Source organism: Rubrobacter tropicus (assembly GCF_011492945.1).
Lineage (GTDB): Bacteria > Actinomycetota > Rubrobacteria > Rubrobacterales > Rubrobacteraceae > Rubrobacter_D > Rubrobacter_D tropicus.
Genome location: NZ_CP045119.1, coordinates 1,141,045 through 1,159,475 on the forward strand (window position 1 = coordinate 1,141,045; position 18,431 = coordinate 1,159,475).

Here is an 18,431-nt window from a genome sequence, read left to right on the forward strand (position 1 = left end):
CTATCGGCCCGCTCCGGCTTCGCCTCCGCTCTCAGCGGTCGGCTTTTTTGTTCTTGCTGAAAGCCGACCGCTGATGGCTGAAAGCTTTGCGGAGAGGTTCTACCTCTCTGCAAACCGCTTTAGTGCATACTCACCATTCCGTTAGCGGGGCGAGTCGGTCCGTCGTGGCCTGCGACTTCTCTGCCTTGCGCGGGCGAGTGGTCTGCAACTGTCGCACGTCTTCGGCCCATGCGGTCAACGCCTCGCTAGCGGTGGCGTGTTCTTCGAGATAAAGAACGCCGGCGATTCCGTGTCGATTGGTCAAGGGGTTCTTCCGACGCTTCAAGGCGTTCCGGCGCACGCCCTTAGATTTCCCGCACCCGACGTTGCCTCTTCCTTCCAACTCATAGTTCACATCGGCATCCAGCACGGGTACCCCGACGTGGCGCGGCGATGGAGGAACTTGGTGCCCGCCTTTAGGGGTGAAAAGTGGGGAAAGGGAAAGGAGGAGTGGACACCAAGTGACTTACATTCGTACCGCACATAGTCCGGATGTTCAATCTTAGAAGTCGCTGATCGGGCGAGATTGGCCCGAAGTATGCATCACAACGGCGCGGCTGGTTGCTACGATGGTTATATTGGCACTTGGGCTGGGAGAGCGCTTGACAGTGACGATAACTGCGGACGATCGTATTGCCACGCTGACGTGGTTGGCCGAGGCGTTGGAGGGCGCCCGCGCGCAGGGTGAGACGGGCGTCTTCAGGTATCTGGAAGCGGTCTTTGAGGATGTGGTGTTCGAGATGGAGTCTGCTTCACGCAGCGCTCGACGTATTGCCGCCAACGCGAGGCAAGCGGTCTAGCGATAACAGTAGCCGTTGCGCTTGACGGGGTACTCCGGCAAGCAACTACCGTCCGGCATGGCGAGTACCGGTCCGTGTGCCGGACCGCCCGACTGTAACAGATCGCTGTTGCGGCGCGGTGTGCGTTGCGCGTTGCCGTCTTCGGTGTCGTCCCTTCCGGTTCCGATGGCTGCGGCGACGGGTGTTTCGTCTCTTGCGCGGTTGTCGTAGTCCGTGCTTTCGCACGCCACGCCGTCGTCCGGCCCTTCGTCCTCGTCTAGTACGTCGGGGTCTGACGGGTTCTGCCTCAACGCGGCCTGTGCTTCTGCCTGTGAGCGGAAGTCGCCGCAGTCTCGACCGATGGTGGGGTCTTCGTCCTGCGCGTATGCGGGCGTGGCGGTGTTGAGCGTACGCTCGTAGGTGATGCGACCCACGACGCCGACCACGAGCACCAACACGGCGGCGACGATGAATAGCCTGCTTCCCATCCCGACGGCATTGTACGTCAGAAGTGCATCAGCGATGCTGGGGCATCCCGCCGACGGTCCGTCGGCGTGAGAAAGACTTAACGGTCGTTCCGGATCGGTGCGTTACACTCTTGCCTCTATGAAGGTTATCGTCGTCGGGGCCGGGCTTGCCGGCCTTACTTGCGCAAAGGTGTTGAGAGAGAGTGGCGCCGAGGTCGTCGTCTTCGAGGCTTCGGACGGCGTCGGCGGTCGCGTGCGCACGGACGAGAAGGACGGGTTCCTGCTCGACCGGGGCTTTCAGGTGTACTTCACGTCTTATCCGGTCTCGAAGAGGCACCTGGACTATGCGGCGCTCGACTTCCGCGTCTTCGACCCGGGGGCCATCGTTCACCGGGGCGAAGAGCGGAGCGTGCTCTCGGACCCCGTCCGCGACCCGAAGGCGTTCTTGCCGACGCTGCTCTCGGGTGACGCCACCTTCGGGGACAAGCTCCGCACCGTCGGGGTGGCGGCGAAGACGTTGCCCGGGACGGCCACGAGCGCGGGGCGCGAGAACGGGGGGGCCGACGTCTCGACGCTCGAGTATCTGAGATCGTCCGGGTTGTCCGAGCGGTACATAGACTCGTTTTTCAGGCCGTTTTATGGTGGGATCACGCTCAACCGGACCCTGACGACGAGCTCCCGCGTCCTGCGCTTCACCTTCAGGATGCTCGCCACCGGCCGGACCGTCGTTCCGGCGCTGGGGATGGGTGAGATCCCCAAACATCTGGCTTCCCACTTGCCGGAGGAGGACGTTCATCTGGGCAGCCCGGTCGGCTCGCTCCTGCGCGAGAACGGGCGGGTACGTGGTGTTGCGGTAAACGGTCGGGAGCACGAGGCCGACGCCGTCGTCGTCGCCACCGACGCGCCGACCGCCGGCGACCTCACCGGAGAGAGGACCCCCGAGGGTTCGGTCGGGGAGGTCTGCCTGTACTACGAGACGAGCGGGCTCGACGACGGGAGGAAGATCCTGCTGAACGCCGACGAGGTCCCCTTCGTCAACAACGCCTCCGAGATGAGCAACGTCTCCGAAAAGTACGCCCCGCCGGGGCGACACCTCCTCTACGCCGTCGCCCTGACCGGGCTCGACAGGCCCGACGACGAGCTCCTGCGGCGGGGTGTGGAGGACGTGAGCCGGTGGTACCCGGACGCCGAGTTCCGGCCGCTGGGCCTGAGGCGCATCCCCTACGGCCAGTTCGCCCAGCCGCCTGGCGTCCACGAGGGGTTGCCGGGCAACCGGACGCGGACGCCGGGGCTCTTCCTGGCGGGCGAGTACACGGAAGATTCCTCCATCAACGGGTCCATGTTGTCCGGGGAGAAGGCCGCTGCGGAGGCGCTGCGATGAGCGTCTCCAAGAAAGGCGTTCCCGCCCTCAAGGTCGAAAAGCTCAAGAAGACCTACAAGAACGGGTTCCGGGCGCTCGACGGTGTCTCTCTCGAGGTCGATGGCGGGAGGTTTTTCGGGCTGCTCGGGCCGAACGGGGCCGGGAAGACCACGCTCATAAACAGCATAGTGAGCCTTGCGCGGCCGGACTCGGGGACCGTCGAGGTCTACGGGAAGGACGCGTTCAAGGAGTTTCGGGAGGCGCGGCGCATGATCGGGGTCTCGCCGCAGGAGATCAACCTCGACAAGTTCCTCACCGTCCAGGAGGTCCTCACTTTCCACGCCGGCTATTACGGCGTTCCGAAGAAGAAGGCGAAGGACAAGGCCGAGGAGCTGCTCGAACGCTTCGGCCTCGTCGAGAAGCGCGACCAGAGGACGAACACGCTCTCTGGCGGGATGAAGCGGCGGGTGATGTTCGCCCGCGCCCTCATGCACGACCCGAAGGTGCTCTTCCTGGACGAGCCGACCGCGGGCGTCGACGTGGAGCTGCGTTACAGCCTCTGGGGCTACGTTCGCGAGCTCAACCGCGGCGGCATGACGATACTGCTTACGACGCACTACCTCGAGGAGGCGGAGGCGCTTTGCGAGGAGATAGCGCTCATAGACGGCGGCAGGATCTCCGCCCAGGGCACGAGCGCGGAGCTGAAGGAGCGCTACGACGCGGCGAACGTCGAAGAGGTCTACATGAAGGTGATAGGCGATGCTTCTAACTGACCGGACCTTCAGGACACTACTCTCGCGCGAGGTCCTGCGCTTCACGCGCGTCTGGATGCAGACGATACTGCCCCAGATCCTGACCTCCCTGCTCTACCTCGTCGTCTTCGGCATAGCCCTCGGCACCCGCATCAAAGAGATAGAGGGCGTCCCTTACCTGGAGTACATCCTCCCCGGCATAGCCCTGATGAGCCTCGTCACGAACTCGCAGATGAACTCGTCTTGGTCGGTCTTCGACGCCAAGCGCGAGCGCTACATAGACGAGGTGCTCATAAGCCCGATGAGCAATTTGCAGATAGCGCTCGCGTACTCTTTGGGCGGGACCCTGCGGGGCGTGGTGATGGGTGCCTGCACGTTTCTCGTCGGCATCCCGTTCGTGGGTGTCGGCGTCCAGCACCCGGTGCTGCTCGTCGTCATCGGGCTCTTCGCCGCCTTCGCCTTCTCCTCCTTGGGGACGATGGTGGGCGCCCTGGCTACGAAGATAGAGCACATCTCGTTCTTGACCAGCATCGTGATCCAGCCGCTCACTTTCCTCGGCGGGGTCTTCTACTCCGTCGGGATGTTGCCGGACACGCTCAGGGTGGCCACGTTCTTCAACCCCATCTTCTACACCGTCGACGCGGCCCGCTTCGCCACCCTTGGCATCTCCGATTTGAACCCGTACCCCACGCTCGGGATGGTCTTCCTGATCTCCGTTCTGGCCTTCTGCGGCGCCTGGTGGGCCATAAGCCGCGGCCCGAACCTTCGCTACTGAGGTTTACCGGGCGTAGCTGGGGGTGACGCGGCGCCAGAGCCTGTCCAGGACTTCCGGGACGGGGCTCGAGGGGTCTTCGACCGCCCGAAGGGCCTCCAGAAGTGCCCCGAACTCGTCGCGGCACTCGCCGCAGATGTAGAGGTGTTCGTGGACAAGCGGCATGGCCTCCGAGGCGTTGAGGCCGGAGAGTTCCGCCTCTATAAAGCCGTCCACCCGCTCGAAGCAGTCGTCGCAGCCGAGCTTCTCCACCTCGCGGGTGTCGTCTATCTCTCCGACCACTGCTTTGAATATCTCTCTGTCGAACATATCTCTCTTTGACATTAGATGCGCTTTGCCGGCATGGTCTTACCTACCGGCGAACGCCGCGAGCACGTCTTGCGGCGAGAGCATATCCTCCGCCATCCTCCGTTTCAGCCTCTTGCGGGCGTCGTGCAGCAGCTTGTAGACGGCGTTCCGGTTGCTGCCCATGCGGATGGCCACGATCTCCATCGGCATCCCGCCCATCGCGGCCAGCAGGGCCGTTCGTTGTCTCTCGGTCAACTCTTCGTCGATATACCGCCGCATCTGCGACATCAGCATCCCGCAGGTAGCCTCCCTCTCGGGGTCGGCCAGGGCGTCGGCGGGCTCGGCCTGAACGTGGCGCTCGACCGCGTCTTCGAGCGACACGTCGCGCCACCTCAGACGGCGCATCTCCGCGAAGGCGACCCTTACGGCGATCTTCTGCGACCAGACGGTGAAGCGCGAATCGCCCCTGAAAGAATCCAGGTTATCGAGGATCTTGATGAGCGCCTCCTGGGCGAAGTCTTCGACGGAAGGGTCCGCGTATCCCAACCTCCCGCGCAGGCCGGCCCTCAGGCCGCGTACCAGAACGCGACGGAGGTCAGCGATTGCCTCGTCTCTTCGGGAGCCTCGTAGCTCGGCGAGCCACTGATCGTTGCTGCGCTCGTTCACAGGAAACCGTCCCTGCCGCCCACGCCGGCCATCACCACGCCCATTGTACAAGAGCTGGCGCCCGGGCTCGCCCCCCGAACGGTCTTCCTCGCCGCGCCCCCCACCGGCCTTGCTTGGGGAGCAAGAAAAAAGCCAGGACCGGAAGGTAAGAGCCCGGTCTCCAACGCGCTCAATAAAAGTGATGGGTGTTACTTGATGGTGTAGGGCGAAGAAAGGATTGGAGATGGAACGGAGGGAGTCCGGAGCCCGGGTTTGCCCGTTCTGCGAGGCGCGCGGGTTGCGGCCACGCGGTTTGCTGGCGCGTTGCGATTCCTGCGGTCGCGTCGTGGAAGCGGACGTTCTCGAGACCATGGACGAGATAGCCGCGCTGCCGGACGCCATCGGCGGTCACGCCTGCGAGTGCGGCCACCCCGAGATGCGGCGCCTCCCGGATGGGGTGTATCACTGCCCGGCCTGCGGCTCGGAGGTCACGCCCGCCGCGACCGTATCCGGTCTCGAGAGAGGCGCAAGAAACGATTGATCGTGGCGTAAGGGTGGCGGTCCAACTTTTGCGTCACGCGGGTTGGCGGCCGAGAGAGAGGAGCAAGTCGTATGAAACGCGCAGCAACTATTTTGTCGGGGGCGATCTTCGCCCTGTTGCTGGTCGCCGGGGGTAGCGCCGCTACCGCGAAGGCCGCCGCCGGGGTGCTGCCTGGCGCCATCGAGATAGACCGGGCGGGGAAGACGGCGACGTTCCCGCTGTTCGAGGGGAAGACCGCGACCGGGCAGGCGACGTGGTACGTGGTCACGGAGTCTTCCAACCGCGCCGACGCGGCCAGGCGCGGGGTCAACCACGCGCCGAAGCTCGCCAACGCCCTCGGCACGAAGGCCGTCCAGCGGGTGACGGTGGCAGGTGGCCTCGTCAAGTTCCCAGGCACCGTGGACTTCCGGCCCGTTCACAGGGTGGTCGCCGGCCCCACCGGGTTCCCGCCGAGCGTGGCGACGCCTGGATCGGCCGGGGACGCGAGATACAGTCCCCTGATCTCGACGAACGGGCGCACCGTCCTCAACGCCGAGCAGATCGCCAACAACACGGGCCGCCACGACAAGGTCGTGCGCATAAACTTCAGGGCGAAGCAGGTCACCCTGGAGCTCACGGAGGGTCGACAGGGCGGGAAGAAGGTCCTCTACCTGAGCACCGATGCCTCCGACACGGGCGCGGCGGCGCTCGAAGCCTCGACCTTTGCCCCGAACCTAGACGCGGCCCCCGGCGTCGCCTCCGACGAGGCGGACACCTCGGCCCGAACCGGGCTCGTCGCCGTGGTCAACGGCGCCACGGGCGCCAACAACCCGCAGCGCCAGGGACTCTCCTCGGCGCTCCTCGACGGGCAAGACCCGCTGAACATCCTGCAATGGCCGGCCACGCATCCCCGCTACAGCCCGCTCTGGGACGTGCATCCCGCGGTGTGGACCGCCGCGGCCACAAGCGCCGGAGAGCGCGCGCGGTTGGCCAGTTTCTCCGAGGTCGCCGGCGCCGTCGGGGACGGGCAGGTGGTCAGCGGCGGGGACGGACCGGCCAACGAGAGGCTGAACGGCCTCAAGGCCGGCGGCTTCGTCGTCAACTGCCCCATCATCGCGGAGTTCTAACCGCGCGGTATGCCCGGGGAGGTGGTCACCTCCCCGGCCCGCAACACGCAAAGAAGCAAGGAGAGAGGCATGAAGATCGAAGAGACGCACCAGAGGCCGGAGCAGACCAGCCCCGAGGGCAGGACGGGAGACGGCGCCGCGGGCTACCAGCCGATAGAGGATTATGGGATCATCGGCGATTTGCACGCGACGGCGCTGGTCGGGATAGACGGCTCGATAGACTGGCTGTGCCTGCCGCGCCACGACTCCCCGAGCGTCTTCGCCGCCATCCTCGACAGTGAGAAGGGCGGGCGATTCAAGATCTCACCCGCCACGGGAGGCGCGAGCCACAAGCAGCTCTACTGGCCCGACACAAACGTGCTCGTCACGCGCTTCTTCACCCCGGACGGCGTGGGAGAGGTGACGGACTACATGCCGATAGGTCTCTCGGGCGAAGGCCAGGGGCGGCACCAGATCGTGCGCCGCGTCGAGGTGGTGCGCGGCACCATGGACTTCCGGATGGAATGCACCCCGGCCTTCGACTACGCCCGGGCGGAGCACCGGACGGAGATCGTGCCAGGCGGCGCCACCTTCCGCTCCCCCGACCTCGGCCTCGGCCTGGCGTCTTTGTTCCCCCTGAAGCAACGGGGAGACGGGGCCGTCGCCGAGTTCACGCTGCGGGAGGAGCAGTCCGCCGTCTTCGTGCTGCGCCAGATAGAGGCCTCCGATGACTGCGGGGTCTGCTTCTCAAAGGCGGAAGAAGAGGCGCTATTCGTGCAGACCGTCGAGTACTGGCGCCGCTGGCTCTCCAAGTGCACCTACAAAGGGCGCTGGCGCGAGATGGTCCGCCGGTCCGCGCTGACGCTCAAGCTGCTCACCTACGAGCCCACGGGCGCGATAGTGGCGGCCCCGACCAGCAGCCTGCCGGAGGGGATCGGGGGCGAGAGGAACTGGGACTACCGCTACACCTGGATCCGGGACGCCGCCTTCACCCTCTACGGCCTGCTCCGCATCGGCTTCACCGAGGAGGCCGCGGGGTTTATGGGCTGGCTCGGGTCGCGCTGCCAGCATTCGAACGCCGACGGCTCCCTGCAGCTCATGTACGGCATAGACGGCCGGAGCGACCTGACCGAGGAGACCCTAGATCACCTCGAAGGCTACAAGGGGTCCAGCCCGGTCAGGATCGGCAACGGCGCCTACGACCAGCTTCAGCTCGACATCTACGGCGAGCTGATGGACGCCGTCTACCTCTACAACAAGCACGGCGACCCCATCTCGCACGAGCTGTGGACCCACCTGCGGGGTCTGATCAACTGGGTCTGCGACAACTGGCAGAACGAGGACGAGGGGATCTGGGAGACCCGCGGCGGGCGCAGGAACTTCGTGTACTCGCGCCTGATGTGCTGGGTCGCCGTGGACCGGGGCCTCAGGCTCGCGGACAAGCGATCCTTCCCGGCCGACCGCGAGCGGTGGCTGAAGGTGCGCGACGAGATCTACGAGGAGATCATGGACAAGGGCTGGAACCCGAAGCGCAACGCTTTCGTTCAGTCCTACGGCGACGACACCCTCGACGCCTCCAACCTGATGATGCCCCTCGTCTTCTTCCTCTCCCCCAAAGACCCGAGGATGCTAAAAACCCTCGACGCCATCAACCGCCCACCCAAAGACGATGGCCTCGTCTCGAACAGCCTCGTCTACCGCTACGACGTCGAGAAGTCGTCCGACGGGCTAACCGGAGAAGAAGGAACCTTCAGCCTCTGTACTTTCTGGCTGGTCGAGGCGTTGACGCGGGCAGGCCGGCTCGAAGAGGCCAGGCTCATTTTCGAGCAGATGCTCGGATACTCCAACCACTTGGGTCTCTACGCCGAGGAGATCGGGGCCAGCGGCGAGGCCCTGGGCAACTTCCCCCAGGCCTTCACCCACCTGACCCTCATAAGCGCCGCCTACAACCTCGACCGGGCGCTCGGGACCGGGGGATAGCAGGATGCGTACGGAACGAAAACGGCTGACCGGGGGTTGGATCGACCATCGAGGGCCTGGATCTCTCGGAGATAGCGCCGGGAGAGTACGAGCTCGCGTGCCTGCCGATCGAGGTGGAGCATAGCGACGGCGCCCCGGCTCGGGCGATCCTGAAAAGGCTGTGGTAGAGAGACGAAAGGAGCGAGGCGATGACGGAAGCGAAGAGGGAGTACGGTGTAGTTGGTCTGGGCCGGATGGGCGGCAACCTCGCCAGGCAGGCCATGGACAAGGGGATGCGCGTGGTCGGTTTTACGCGCCACAGCGCGCCGGAGGACATGGTCGAGGCCGGGCTCGTCGAGATCCACACCCTGGCAGAGTTCAAGGAGCAGCTCGCCCCCCCGCGGGTGGTCTTTCTCTACATCCCGGCCGGCCCTGTGGTCGACACGCTACTCGACGACCTGGCCGCCGAGCTCGAAGGCGGGGATATCCTCGTGGATGGCGGCAACTCATACTGGGGGGACTCGATCCGGCGCCACCGGCGCCTGTCGGAGCGGGGCATTCAATTCGTCGACCTCGGGACGAGCGGTGGCGTGGACGGCGCCCGCAACGGCGCCTGCTTTATGGCGGGCGGCGAGCCCGAGGCCATGGCGCGGGTCGAGCCCATGCTGCTCGACCTCGCCATAGATGACGGCTACGTCCACGCCGGGCCTCCGGGAGCCGGGCACTTCACCAAGCTCGTCCACAACGGCATAGAGTTCGGGATGCTCCAGGCCATCGGCGAGGGGGTCGACCTGCTCACGCACTACCGCGACGACCTCGACATCGCCGAAGTCCTGCGTTGCTGGCGGCACGGTTCGGTCGTCAGGTCGTGGCTTATAGACCTTCTGGAAGAAGCCTACCGCTCGAACGGCGTCAAGGACATCCCCTCCTACGTCGACGACACGGGCGAGGTGAACTGGCTCGTCGACGACGCGCTCCACATGGAGGTGCCGGTTCCCGTCATCTCGCAGGCCGTGATGCAACTCTTCGCCTCGCGCGACGACGAGAAGAACTGGGCAAGGGCCATCGCCATGATGCGCCACGGCTTCGGCGGCCACGCCTACGGCCACAGCGACGCCGTGGTCCAGGAGCGCAGGACGGGACGCATCGGCGGCTTCCCGGCAAGCTAGGCCCATACAGGATGACCTCAGCCCGCGCTTTTCGGGCTGAGGTTCGAGAGGAAGGACCCCTTCATGGCAGCACAGCACTACGACGCCGTGGTGATCGGCTCGGGCCAGGGCGGGACCCCGCTGGCCCGGGAGCTCGCCGGGTCGGGGCGCAAGACGGCCCTGATCGAACGCGAGCACGTCGGCGGCACCTGCATAAACGAGGGCTGCACCCCCACCAAGACGATGGTAGCCAGCGCGAAGACCGCCTACGTGGACCGGCGCTCGGGCGAGTTCGGCGTCCGAAACGGCCTCGTGGGCGTGGACCTGGCCGCCGTGCGCCGGCGCAAGCAGAGCATCGTCGACAGCTTTCGCGACGGCAACCAGAACCGGCTCGAAGAGACGAGAAACCTGGATCTGATATTCGGCGAAGCCAGCTTCACCGGCCCGAAGACGCTGATGGTGCGGACAGACGGCGGATCGCTTGAGTTGGACGCCGATACCATCTTCATCAACGCCGGAGCCCGGCCCGCCAACCCGCCGATAGACGGGTTGGACGCCGTGCCAGCCCTGAACTCCACCTCGATCATGGAGCTCGACGAGCTCCCGGAGCACCTGCTGGTCCTCGGCGGCAGCTACGTCGGGATCGAGTTCGCCCAGATGTTCCGCCGCTTCGGAAGCGGGGTAACCGTCGTGCAGCGCAGCGGCCAGTTGATGGGCCGCGAGGATGCCGACGTGGCCGAGAAGGTAGCGGAGATCCTGCGCGAGGACGGAATCGAGGTCCTCCTCAACACCCAAACCCGGCTCGTAGAGCAGGATAGCGGGGGCAGGGTCCACCTGAGAGTAGACACGCCCGAGGGGGAGCGCGCGCTGGAAGGCACGCACCTCCTCGTAGCCGCCGGCCGCCCGCCGAACACCGAGAAGCTCAGCCTCGACGCCGCCGGCATCGAGACGGACCGGCGCGGGTTTATCAAGGTGAACGGGCGCCTGGAGACGAACGTGGAGGGCGTCTACGCCCTGGGGGACATAAAGGGAGGTCCGGCCTTTACCCACATCTCCTACGACGACTTCCGCGTCATTAGAGCGAACCTGCTCGATGGGGGAGATGCCACTATCGCGGATCGCCTGGTTCCCTACACCATGTTCATCGATCCGCAGCTCGGCCGGATCGGGTTGAGCGAGCGGGAGGCCAGGGACAGGGACCTCGAGTTCTACGTGGCGAAGATACCGATGACCTACGTGGCCCGCGCCATAGAGATGGGCGAGACGCGGGGCTTCATGAAGGCCATCGTAGATGCGGAGAATGGTCAGATACTCGGCTGCGCGGTCCTCGGGGTCGAGGGGGGCGAGATCATGGCGATGATCCAGATAGCCATGATGGGCAAAATCCCTTACACGACCCTGCGGGACGGCGTCTTCTCCCATCCGACCCTCGCCGAGTCGCTCAACACCCTTTTCTCCAACGTCGGGCAGCGGCAGGGAGCCGCGGTGTAGAGGCTATTCGAAGACGTTGGAACAGATCGCAAAGGAGCTACCCATGAAAGCAGTGGCGGTCTTCCCCGGAAAGAAGGACACCATCCACCTCGCCGACCTGCCGGAGCCGAACGTCGAGGACGTTCCCGGTGGTCGGGGCGTGCTCGTCGAGGTCTTGCGCGTCGGCGTGGACGGTACGGACAAGGAGATCAACGCCGCAGAGTACGGCGCGGCCCCCGAGGGCTACGACGTGCTGGTAACCGGACACGAGTCCTTCGGACGCGTGCTGGAGGTGGGTCCTAACGTGCGCGACATCGCGCCCGGCGACTACGTGGTGGCGACCGTCAGGCGGCCCGGCGGCAGCATCTACGACCGTATAGGCACCTACGACATGACGACAGACGACACGTACTACGAGCGCGGCATCAACCTGCGCCACGGCTACCTGACCGAACGCTACGTCGACGACCCGGAGTACATAGTCAAGGTCCCCGACGCCCTCGAGGACGTGGGCGTTTTGCTTGAGCCGACCAGCGTCGTCGAGAAGGGGATAGAGCAGGCCTACGAGATACAGCGCCGCCTCAAGGTCTGGAGGCCGGCCAGGGCGGCGGTCGTCGGCGCCGGAACCCTCGGGCTGCTCGCGACCCTGGCGTTGAGGTTGCGGGGCCTGGAGGTGACGACGCTCGCCCGGACCGCGCCGCCCACGCTCAACAGCGACCTGGTGGAGGCCGTCGGCGCGCGCTACCTCAGCACCCGCGAGACGCCGCTCCTAGAGGCCGCAGGGGAGCACGGGCCATTCGACATAATCTTCGAGGCGACGGGCGTGAGCGGCGTCGTGTTCGAGAGCATGGAGGCTCTCGGCAAGAACGGCGTGCTGGTGCTGACCGGCATCAGCGGCGGGGATCGCACCGTCGAGGTGCCGGGCGACAGGATCATGCTCGGCTTCGTGCTCGGCAACAAGGTCGCGGTGGGTTCCGTAAACGCCAACCGCGCGTACTTCGAGCGCGGCGTCTCGGACATGGCTCTTGCGGAGGCGCAGTACCCGGGCTGGCTGGGCCGACTGCTCACCCATCGCGTGCGGGGTCTCGGCAACTACGAGGAGATGATCCGCCTGCTCACCGAAGAGAAGAGCGCTATCAAGGTGTTTGTCGAAGTGAACGGCCAACACTGAACGCGGGGAGGGAGGCCGAGTCCCGGCCTTCCCGACGCTTCACGAACGGGAACTGCGGCGCCGTCGCCGGCACGGAGACCCGTGACACGTTCCAGACTGCGAGTTGATCATGATGCCAGAGATAACCCTTACAGGAGTTTTCATAGTCGCGGCCATCGCCTTCGCGGTGCCGCTCGGCCTCGGGCTCTTGCCCGCCGTGCGCGTTCCCTCGGTCGTGCTCGAGATCGGGGCCGGCATCCTGGTCGGCCCCGCGGTCTTCGGGCTGGTAGAGGTGGACCTGCCGCTGCGGGTTCTGGCCCTTCTCGGGCTCGCGTTCTTGCTGCTGTTGGCGGGGCTTGAGATCGATATAGACCATCTGCGGGGCCCGAGGCTTCGCAGCGCCGCCGCCGGCTTCGTGATCTCCCTGGCCGTCGCGCTCGGTATCGGTTTCGGGCTCTACGCCGCGGGCCTCGTTGAGGCTCCGCTGCTCGTGGCGATTATCCTGTCCGCGACCTCTCTGGGCATCGTGATCCCGGTGCTGACCGACGCCGGTCGGGCCGGGACCACGCTCGGCCAGCTCGTCATAGCCGCGTCGTCCATAGCCGATTTCGGCGCGATCATACTTCTCAGCCTTTTCTTCTCGGGCGATTCCAGCGGCGTCGGGTCCACCCTGTTCCTGATCGGGGCTTTCGTCGCGCTGGTCGTCGTCACGGGTGTCGCGCTTGGCGGGGTCGAACACTCGCGGCGTCTGAGCTCCGCCCTGCGGAGGCTACAGGATACGAGCGCCCAGATCCGGGTCCGGGGAGCCTTCTTGTTGCTCGTCGGCCTCGTCGTGGTCGCGCAGCTCTTCGGGCTGGAGGTGATCCTGGGCGCCTTCTTCGCCGGGGCGATGCTCAGGTTGCTCGACCGCGACGAGATGATGACCCACGCAGGCTTCCACACCAAGCTCCAGGCGGTCGGCTTCGGCATCTTTATCCCGTTCTTCTTCGTCACCAGTGGCATACAACTCGACGTGCGCGCCCTGTTTTCCGGCGGTTCGGCGCTCGCGCTGGTGCCCGTGTTCCTCATCGCCCTGTTGCTGGCCCGCGGGGTTCCGGCGATCCTCTACAGGCCGATGGTCGGCAACAGGGACTCCCTGGCGGCCGGGCTGCTGCAGGCGACCTCGCTACCGTTCATCGTGGCAGCCACGGGGATTGGGATGGGTCTCGGAATCATGAGCCCCGCGGTCGGGGCGGCCATGGTTGTGGCCGGGCTCCTGTCCGTGGTCCTGTTCCCGCTCGGCGCCCTCATGCTCCTGCGGGCCGGTCCGAAACCGGCGGCGACGCGGGACACGGACCAGGGACGGCCCGCCCCGATTATCCGCCAGGAGCGTCCGTGAGATCGTACCCTCAGGGGGCCTCGTCTGCGTGAGGTCTGACGGCCCTGCCCCGAATGGCCCTGTCAGGCGCATTCGGCAGGGCCGTGGTCTTACGTCCCCGCGGAAAGAGAAGATCCCGGTGAGAAGCTACAATCGGACGTATGCGGGCCGTCTTGCGTCAGGATTTGGTTCGGTGCGGTATCGGGCCACGCAACCACGCGCCTGGCTTCTGCGGCGCGCTCCCCGGGCGGGCGCTTTTCTCTGTCCCCGGATGCCGGTTTTATGGCCCGAACTTCCGACGCTAAACGCCCCCGGGGCCGGGACGCGTGGGTTTTCGTCTTCGCGGCGTTTGTCTTGTCGAGGCTTTTGTTCATGGGCGTCGGCGCCTTCGCCGCGGCAACTCTTCCCCAGGCCGACCCGGCCGGAGACCCCCTGGGACCATCCGGATTCTGGGACTACTGGGCGCTTTGGGACGGGGCCTGGTACTCGGAGATAGCCACGGAAGGCTACGGGGGGCGCGAACCGGCCTCCACGGCGTTCTTTCCGCTCTACCCGATGCTGGTCAAAGTCGGGACCGTTATCGGGGGTGGGCCCGCGTTGTGGGGGGTCCTGATCTCCCTCGTATCGGCCCTCCTCGCGCTGTTCTTCGTTTACCGGATCTCGGAGCACCTGTTCGACGCGCGGGCCGCCCGCGCCGCCACGCTCTGCCTGGCCTTCTTCCCGACCGCGTTCTTCCTGAACGCGGTCTATACGGAGTCGCTCTTTCTGGCGCTGACCACGGGCACCCTGTGGGCCGCCCTCGTGCGGCGGGACTTTCTTGTTGCCGGGCTTCTGGGGGCGCTCGCCGCGGCGACGCGCAACCTCGGCGTCTTGTTGCTGGTGCCGCTCTTTTTCGAGTGGGTGCGGCACCGGCGGGAGCTGGGCGCGCGCGGCGTGCTTGGCATGACCATCGTTCCGTCGGGCCTGGCGGCGTACGCGGCCTACCTGTGGGCGAGGTTCGGGGAGCCGTTCGTCTTCGTCCGGCAACAGGGCGATTACTGGAACAGGGAGGCCTCCGGGCCCCTCGCGACGCTCCGTGACGCCTGGACGGCGGCCGGGGTCGGGATGGAGTACGTGCTGGACCCGGCGGCGCTCTTTCTCGGCGCCGATGCCACGCCGGCGCTCGAAGCCTCTAACGTGCTCAACCTGGGGTTCCTGGTCTTCTTTCTGGTAGTGGCGCTCCTGGGGCTCTTCGTGCTGCCGCCGGGGCTCTCGGTGTACGCCGCCATTCTCGTGCTGTTGCCCGTGCTTACGCCCTCGGACCGGTTCCCGCTTATGAGCCTGCCGCGCTTCGTGCTAGGGGCTTTCCCCGTCTTTCTCGTGCTCGGATATTTTCTGTCGCGGTCCAGGTGGACGCTCACGGCCTGGCTGGTGTTCTCGGGCGGCCTGGGCGTGGCGTTGACGGCGCTCTTCGTCACCTGGCGGTGGGTGGCGTAAGGGCTCTGCGGGCTTCGGTCGCCCTGGATAGTGTCTTACCTGTCGGCCCGGGCTTCCGTTACGAGCAGGGCGATCAGGAGCAGTTCGACCACCTTGTCGATGTAGCCCGTGACGGTGCTGGCCCCGCCCGTTATGACGAGCCACAGGACGATCGTGAGGGCCGTGTAGCCGACGAGGACCCATCTTATGGTCTTCCGGTACGGTGCGAGGGGTGGGATGGGCAGGTAGAGAGCGGCCAGAAGCGCGAGGTAGCCTATGCCGTTCAGGACGAAGAGCGGGAGGCCCTGGAAGCCCAGGTACAGGTGGACTATCGCGGTCACCAGCGTCAGCACGATTATGCCGATCCTGAGCGTCAAGGTCGAAGAGGCCGCCGTGGTCATGGTGCAGCTCCTTTCTGGATCATGTTCTCCCGGAGACACGCCCGGTCTCGGGCACGCCTACGTCCGTATCGAGGGCGGGTGCCGTGCGCCCTTTCGGCAGGGACAACGCCACGGCCGGCAGGGCGAGGGCAGCCAGAACGGCGCCGATGAAGTACGGCGCCGGGACGCCGAGGTCGTCGAAGGCGGCCCCGGCCATTAGCGGGCCTGAGATGAGGGCGAGGCTCAGGACCGCCTGGACGCCCCCCATGAGCCGGCCCTGCTCTTCCGCCGGCGCCCGCCGCGAGAGGAGCGCCGTGAGGGCCGGTATGGCGAGCCCCGCGCCCACGGCCAGGGCGCCGACGACCGGGTAGAGCAACCACCCGGTTGGCGAGGCGCCGACGAGCGCGAGGGAGAGCGCCGTGAGAGCGAGCCCGCCGAAGGCGAGCCTCGTCTCGCCGAAAAGTTTCTGCAACCGCCCGACGAGCCCGCCCTGCGTCAGCACGGCGCACGCGCCGACGAAGGCGAAGAAGAACGCGTTCTCCGCAGCCCCCCACCCGAAGCGCGCGCCGGAGAAGAGCGGGAAGTTGGTGAGGAGGCCGGCGAAGGAGAGGTTCAGGAGGAAGACGGCGAGGAGGAGCGGGCCCGTGCCGCCCATCCTTACCGTCCTGACGAGCCCGGAGAACGGGTCGAGGCGGAGGAGCGCCGTGCGGGTGCGGCGGCCTTCGGGCAAGGACTCCGGCAGGACGAAGAGGCCGAAGGCCGCGTTCAGGAGCGCGAGGGCGGAGGCGGCGAAGGCCGGGGCCTGGAGGGACTGGAGGCTCAGGAGGCCGCCGAGCAGGGGGCCCGCCATCAGGCCGAGCCCGAAGGCCGCCCCGAGGAGGCCGAGGCCCTTTGCCCGATCCTCTGGTGCGGTGCTGTCCGCCATGAAAGCCTGGGCCGTCGCCTGCGTCCCGGCCGCGGCCCCGGCGAGCGCCACGGCGACCACGACCATGGCGAAGGTCCCGGCCAGCCCGAGCAGCGCGTACGCGAGGGAGGCGCCGAGGAGGCAGGTCACCAGGACGGGCCGGCGTCCGACGCGGTCGGAGAGGCCGGCGAGGAAGGGCCCGCCGAAGAACTGCATCGCCGCGTAGAGAGACCCGAGTATCCCGACCAGGAACGCGCCGTTCGCGAGCCCGCCCGCGTAGAAAGGCAGGAGCGGGACCACGAGGCCGTAGCCCAGCATGTCCACGAAGACCGTCACGAACAGGAAGGTCGTCGCGGGGCGGCGCATCGCTAGCTTGCCCCCAGCCGTTCTATGATGCGTCGGGCCTCCTCGATCGTCCTGCGGCTCACGGGGCCGCCTTCACCGGCGCGCAGCGGTGGGCCGAACTCGACGCGGGTGGTTACGTTCCTGAGGGCCGGCACGAGCATCTGGAGCGTGGCCGAAAGCCAAGCGCGGTCGCTCGGGGCGCGGCGGAGAAGGGCGATGGGGTTGCGGAGCGCGGAGGCCGAGATCACGCCGCTCACGACGGCCGGGACGACCGTGAGGCCCGGGACGAGCCGGGCGAACACGTCCACGCTCCCCGACCAGGCTTCGAGCGCCTCGGACGCCCCCGGCAACACCGCCGGGTCGGGCTCTATCCTGCCGCCGGGGAACGTGATGACGGAGCCGCCGCTTCGCAGGTGGCGGGCCGCCGTTCTGGCTGCGCCCGGACGGCCGTTCGGGGTGTCGGGGACCGGGATCAGGGCCCGCGTGGTGTTCGGGAGGGCTGAGAGGAAGGGCCGTTCGGCGGCGATCACCCTCAGGTCGTTCCTCGGCATCGCGGCGAAGAGGGCCACGGCGTCGGCGAGGCCCGGATGGTTCGACACGACGAGCAGCGGTCCTTCGCGCGGAATGCGGTCCGCGCCCTCGACCACGACGCCGCGGGACATCTGATCCAGGGCCCAGGCACCGCCCGCCGGAAGGCCCGATTCCCCGACGATGTCGTCGTAGGTCGAGATCTGGCCCGCCAGCCGCCGCGCCGGGACGGAAGAGAGGAACTCGAGAAACGACCGGACGGCGCCCGGTCCAAGATTCCCCAGCCCGAAAGCGGAGATCAGGTCCTCCACGCAGACCTCCGCCAGCGCCCGGATGCGCTCTTCGCGGGCCGGTGTCCGCGCCGGGGCCGCGATGGGCAGCGTGTGCGTGTTTTCCAGAGCGTTTCTCCCTGTTGTGTGATCCACCGGCAGCCCAAGTATGGAACCGAACGGGCGAAGGCTCATCCCGCAAATGGGCCATCTTTGCGCCGCGCGGGCCTCTTCTCCTCTCTCAGGGGTAGATACGCAACGGTGTCGCGGTCGGTTGTGAGGCCGGGGCCCGAGGGGTCAGGGCCTGCGGCGCAGGATCTCGACGGCCGAGCCGTCTAGCACGGTGTCGCCGAGCCTCACGTTCGGTTTTTTTACCTTTACCCGCACGGCTTCGACGAGCGGGTGCTCTTCCAGGGTCGCGTTCGCTATGCGCTCCGCGACGGTCTCGGTGAGGCCGACGGGCTCGCCTTCGACCACTTGCTTCGCGAGGCCGTGGACCTCGCCGTAATCCACGGTCTTGGTCAGGTCGTCCGAGAGGCCCGCGGGCCTGAGGTCCAGGCTGAGCTCGACGTCGACGACGAAGGGTTGTCCGAGCTCGCGCTCGGCCGCCAGGGTGCCGTGACGGCCGTGGAAGATCATGCCTTCCAGGAGAATGCGGTCGTGGGTCTCACCGTTCATCCGGCGCAGTATAGGGCCCGGTGGCACCCCCGCGCCAGCGGGTCTCAGGTCGCCCGTGCT

Annotated in this window: 19 protein-coding genes; 12 read left to right on the forward strand and 7 right to left on the reverse strand. The window is 66.7% G+C overall.

The features are described from left to right. Positions 1-641 precede the first annotated feature (641 nt). Entirely contained in the window at positions 642-839 is a 198-nt protein-coding gene (locus GBA63_RS05505) for a hypothetical protein (protein ID WP_166174202.1), read from the forward strand. Here the strand turns inward: GBA63_RS05505 and GBA63_RS05510 are convergent. After that, positions 836-1,306 (reverse strand): hypothetical protein, encoded by a 471-nt coding sequence (locus tag GBA63_RS05510; RefSeq protein ID WP_166174204.1) that lies wholly within the window; start codon positions 1,304-1,306, stop codon positions 836-838. The two genes, GBA63_RS05505 and GBA63_RS05510, sit on opposite strands and share 4 nt — an antisense overlap. A gap of 118 nt (positions 1,307-1,424) precedes the next feature. Here GBA63_RS05510 and GBA63_RS05515 point away from each other — a divergent pair, with 118 nt between their 5' ends. From GBA63_RS05515 to GBA63_RS05525, 3 genes are read left to right on the forward strand one after another with little or no spacing between them, the layout of a single operon-like run. Further along, on the forward strand, positions 1,425-2,666 hold the full coding sequence (locus tag GBA63_RS05515; protein WP_228282324.1) for an NAD(P)/FAD-dependent oxidoreductase: 1,242 nt from the start codon (positions 1,425-1,427) through the stop codon (positions 2,664-2,666). Continuing rightward, the gene (locus GBA63_RS05520; protein ID WP_166174208.1) at positions 2,663-3,418 is read left to right on the forward strand and encodes an ABC transporter ATP-binding protein; all 756 of its coding nucleotides are present in this window, start codon (positions 2,663-2,665) and stop codon (positions 3,416-3,418) included. Before GBA63_RS05515 ends, GBA63_RS05520 begins: the two co-directional genes overlap by 4 nt. Then, a complete protein-coding gene (locus tag GBA63_RS05525) occupies positions 3,405-4,172 on the forward strand; it encodes an ABC transporter permease (protein ID WP_166174210.1) in 768 nt (255 codons plus the stop codon). The genes GBA63_RS05520 and GBA63_RS05525 overlap by 14 nt, the downstream gene beginning before the upstream one ends. Positions 4,173-4,175: 3 nt before the next feature. On the opposite strand, the gene GBA63_RS05530 is transcribed toward GBA63_RS05525, so the two are convergent. Beyond that, entirely contained in the window at positions 4,176-4,451 is a 276-nt protein-coding gene (locus GBA63_RS05530; protein ID WP_166174212.1) for an anti-sigma factor, read from the reverse strand. 66 nt (positions 4,452-4,517) lie between these two features. Then, entirely contained in the window at positions 4,518-5,123 is a 606-nt protein-coding gene (locus GBA63_RS05535) for an RNA polymerase sigma factor (RefSeq protein WP_166174214.1), read from the reverse strand. A gap of 223 nt (positions 5,124-5,346) precedes the next feature. On the opposite strand from GBA63_RS05535, the gene GBA63_RS05540 reads away from it, so the two are divergent. From GBA63_RS05540 to GBA63_RS05575, 8 genes are all read left to right on the forward strand, one after another. Continuing rightward, positions 5,347-5,643, forward strand: a complete 297-nt coding sequence (locus GBA63_RS05540) for a hypothetical protein (protein ID WP_166174216.1) — start codon at positions 5,347-5,349, stop codon at positions 5,641-5,643. Between the two features lie 71 nt (positions 5,644-5,714). After that, positions 5,715-6,749 carry a hypothetical protein gene (locus GBA63_RS05545; RefSeq protein WP_166174218.1) on the forward strand — a complete coding sequence of 345 codons (1,035 nt, stop codon included), beginning with the start codon at positions 5,715-5,717 and terminating at the stop codon, positions 6,747-6,749. Positions 6,750-6,818: 69 nt separating this feature from the next. Further along, the gene (locus tag GBA63_RS05550) at positions 6,819-8,708 is read left to right on the forward strand and encodes a glycoside hydrolase family 15 protein (RefSeq protein WP_166174220.1); all 1,890 of its coding nucleotides are present in this window, start codon (positions 6,819-6,821) and stop codon (positions 8,706-8,708) included. Between the two features lie 188 nt (positions 8,709-8,896). Further along, positions 8,897-9,856 carry a phosphogluconate dehydrogenase (NAD(+)-dependent, decarboxylating) gene (gene gnd / locus GBA63_RS05555; RefSeq protein ID WP_166174222.1) on the forward strand — a complete coding sequence of 320 codons (960 nt, stop codon included), beginning with the start codon at positions 8,897-8,899 and terminating at the stop codon, positions 9,854-9,856. Positions 9,857-9,919: 63 nt separating this feature from the next. After that, positions 9,920-11,326 (forward strand): mercuric reductase, encoded by a 1,407-nt coding sequence (locus tag GBA63_RS05560; protein WP_166174224.1) that lies wholly within the window; start codon positions 9,920-9,922, stop codon positions 11,324-11,326. Between the two features lie 43 nt (positions 11,327-11,369). Next, the gene (locus tag GBA63_RS05565; RefSeq protein WP_166174226.1) at positions 11,370-12,476 is read left to right on the forward strand and encodes a glucose 1-dehydrogenase; all 1,107 of its coding nucleotides are present in this window, start codon (positions 11,370-11,372) and stop codon (positions 12,474-12,476) included. Between the two features lie 109 nt (positions 12,477-12,585). After that, positions 12,586-13,833, forward strand: a complete 1,248-nt coding sequence (locus GBA63_RS05570; RefSeq protein ID WP_207957088.1) for a cation:proton antiporter — start codon at positions 12,586-12,588, stop codon at positions 13,831-13,833. A gap of 261 nt (positions 13,834-14,094) precedes the next feature. Further along, the gene (locus GBA63_RS05575; protein ID WP_166174228.1) at positions 14,095-15,288 is read left to right on the forward strand and encodes a glycosyltransferase family 39 protein; all 1,194 of its coding nucleotides are present in this window, start codon (positions 14,095-14,097) and stop codon (positions 15,286-15,288) included. A 35-nt stretch (positions 15,289-15,323) separates the two neighbouring features. Here GBA63_RS05575 and GBA63_RS05580 read toward each other — a convergent pair whose 3' ends face one another. The 4 genes from GBA63_RS05580 to folB all read right to left on the reverse strand — a co-directional run bounded on the left by GBA63_RS05580 (position 15,324) and on the right by folB (position 18,371). Then, complete coding sequence (locus GBA63_RS05580; RefSeq protein WP_166174230.1) at positions 15,324-15,668, reverse strand: hypothetical protein; 345 nt, start codon at positions 15,666-15,668, stop codon at positions 15,324-15,326. A 19-nt stretch (positions 15,669-15,687) separates the two neighbouring features. Further along, positions 15,688-16,917, reverse strand: a complete 1,230-nt coding sequence (locus GBA63_RS05585; protein ID WP_166174232.1) for an MFS transporter — start codon at positions 16,915-16,917, stop codon at positions 15,688-15,690. Between the two features lie 2 nt (positions 16,918-16,919). Further along, entirely contained in the window at positions 16,920-17,849 is a 930-nt protein-coding gene (locus tag GBA63_RS05590; RefSeq protein WP_166174234.1) for a 1-acyl-sn-glycerol-3-phosphate acyltransferase, read from the reverse strand. Between the two features lie 141 nt (positions 17,850-17,990). Continuing rightward, positions 17,991-18,371: a dihydroneopterin aldolase gene (gene folB / locus GBA63_RS05595; protein ID WP_166174236.1), complete on the reverse strand. Its 381-nt coding sequence runs from the start codon at positions 18,369-18,371 to the stop codon at positions 17,991-17,993. Positions 18,372-18,431 lie beyond the last annotated feature (60 nt).

Coding starts and splice junctions, on each gene's coding strand:
- GBA63_RS05515 (WP_228282324.1), top strand. CDS start 1,425: ATGAAGGTTATCGTCGTCGGGGCCGGGCTTGCCGGCCTTACTTGCGCA.
- GBA63_RS05575 (WP_166174228.1), top strand. CDS start 14,095: ATGGCCCGAACTTCCGACGCTAAACGCCCCCGGGGCCGGGACGCGTGG.
- GBA63_RS05550 (WP_166174220.1), top strand. CDS start 6,819: ATGAAGATCGAAGAGACGCACCAGAGGCCGGAGCAGACCAGCCCCGAG.
- GBA63_RS05585 (WP_166174232.1), bottom strand. CDS start 16,917: ATGCGCCGCCCCGCGACGACCTTCCTGTTCGTGACGGTCTTCGTGGAC.
- GBA63_RS05525 (WP_166174210.1), top strand. CDS start 3,405: ATGCTTCTAACTGACCGGACCTTCAGGACACTACTCTCGCGCGAGGTC.
- GBA63_RS05510 (WP_166174204.1), bottom strand. CDS start 1,306: ATGGGAAGCAGGCTATTCATCGTCGCCGCCGTGTTGGTGCTCGTGGTC.
- GBA63_RS05545 (WP_166174218.1), top strand. CDS start 5,715: ATGAAACGCGCAGCAACTATTTTGTCGGGGGCGATCTTCGCCCTGTTG.
- GBA63_RS05570 (WP_207957088.1), top strand. CDS start 12,586: ATGATGCCAGAGATAACCCTTACAGGAGTTTTCATAGTCGCGGCCATC.
- GBA63_RS05580 (WP_166174230.1), bottom strand. CDS start 15,668: ATGACCACGGCGGCCTCTTCGACCTTGACGCTCAGGATCGGCATAATC.
- GBA63_RS05565 (WP_166174226.1), top strand. CDS start 11,370: ATGAAAGCAGTGGCGGTCTTCCCCGGAAAGAAGGACACCATCCACCTC.
- GBA63_RS05520 (WP_166174208.1), top strand. CDS start 2,663: ATGAGCGTCTCCAAGAAAGGCGTTCCCGCCCTCAAGGTCGAAAAGCTC.
- gnd (WP_166174222.1), top strand. CDS start 8,897: ATGACGGAAGCGAAGAGGGAGTACGGTGTAGTTGGTCTGGGCCGGATG.
- GBA63_RS05540 (WP_166174216.1), top strand. CDS start 5,347: ATGGAACGGAGGGAGTCCGGAGCCCGGGTTTGCCCGTTCTGCGAGGCG.
- folB (WP_166174236.1), bottom strand. CDS start 18,371: ATGAACGGTGAGACCCACGACCGCATTCTCCTGGAAGGCATGATCTTC.
- GBA63_RS05560 (WP_166174224.1), top strand. CDS start 9,920: ATGGCAGCACAGCACTACGACGCCGTGGTGATCGGCTCGGGCCAGGGC.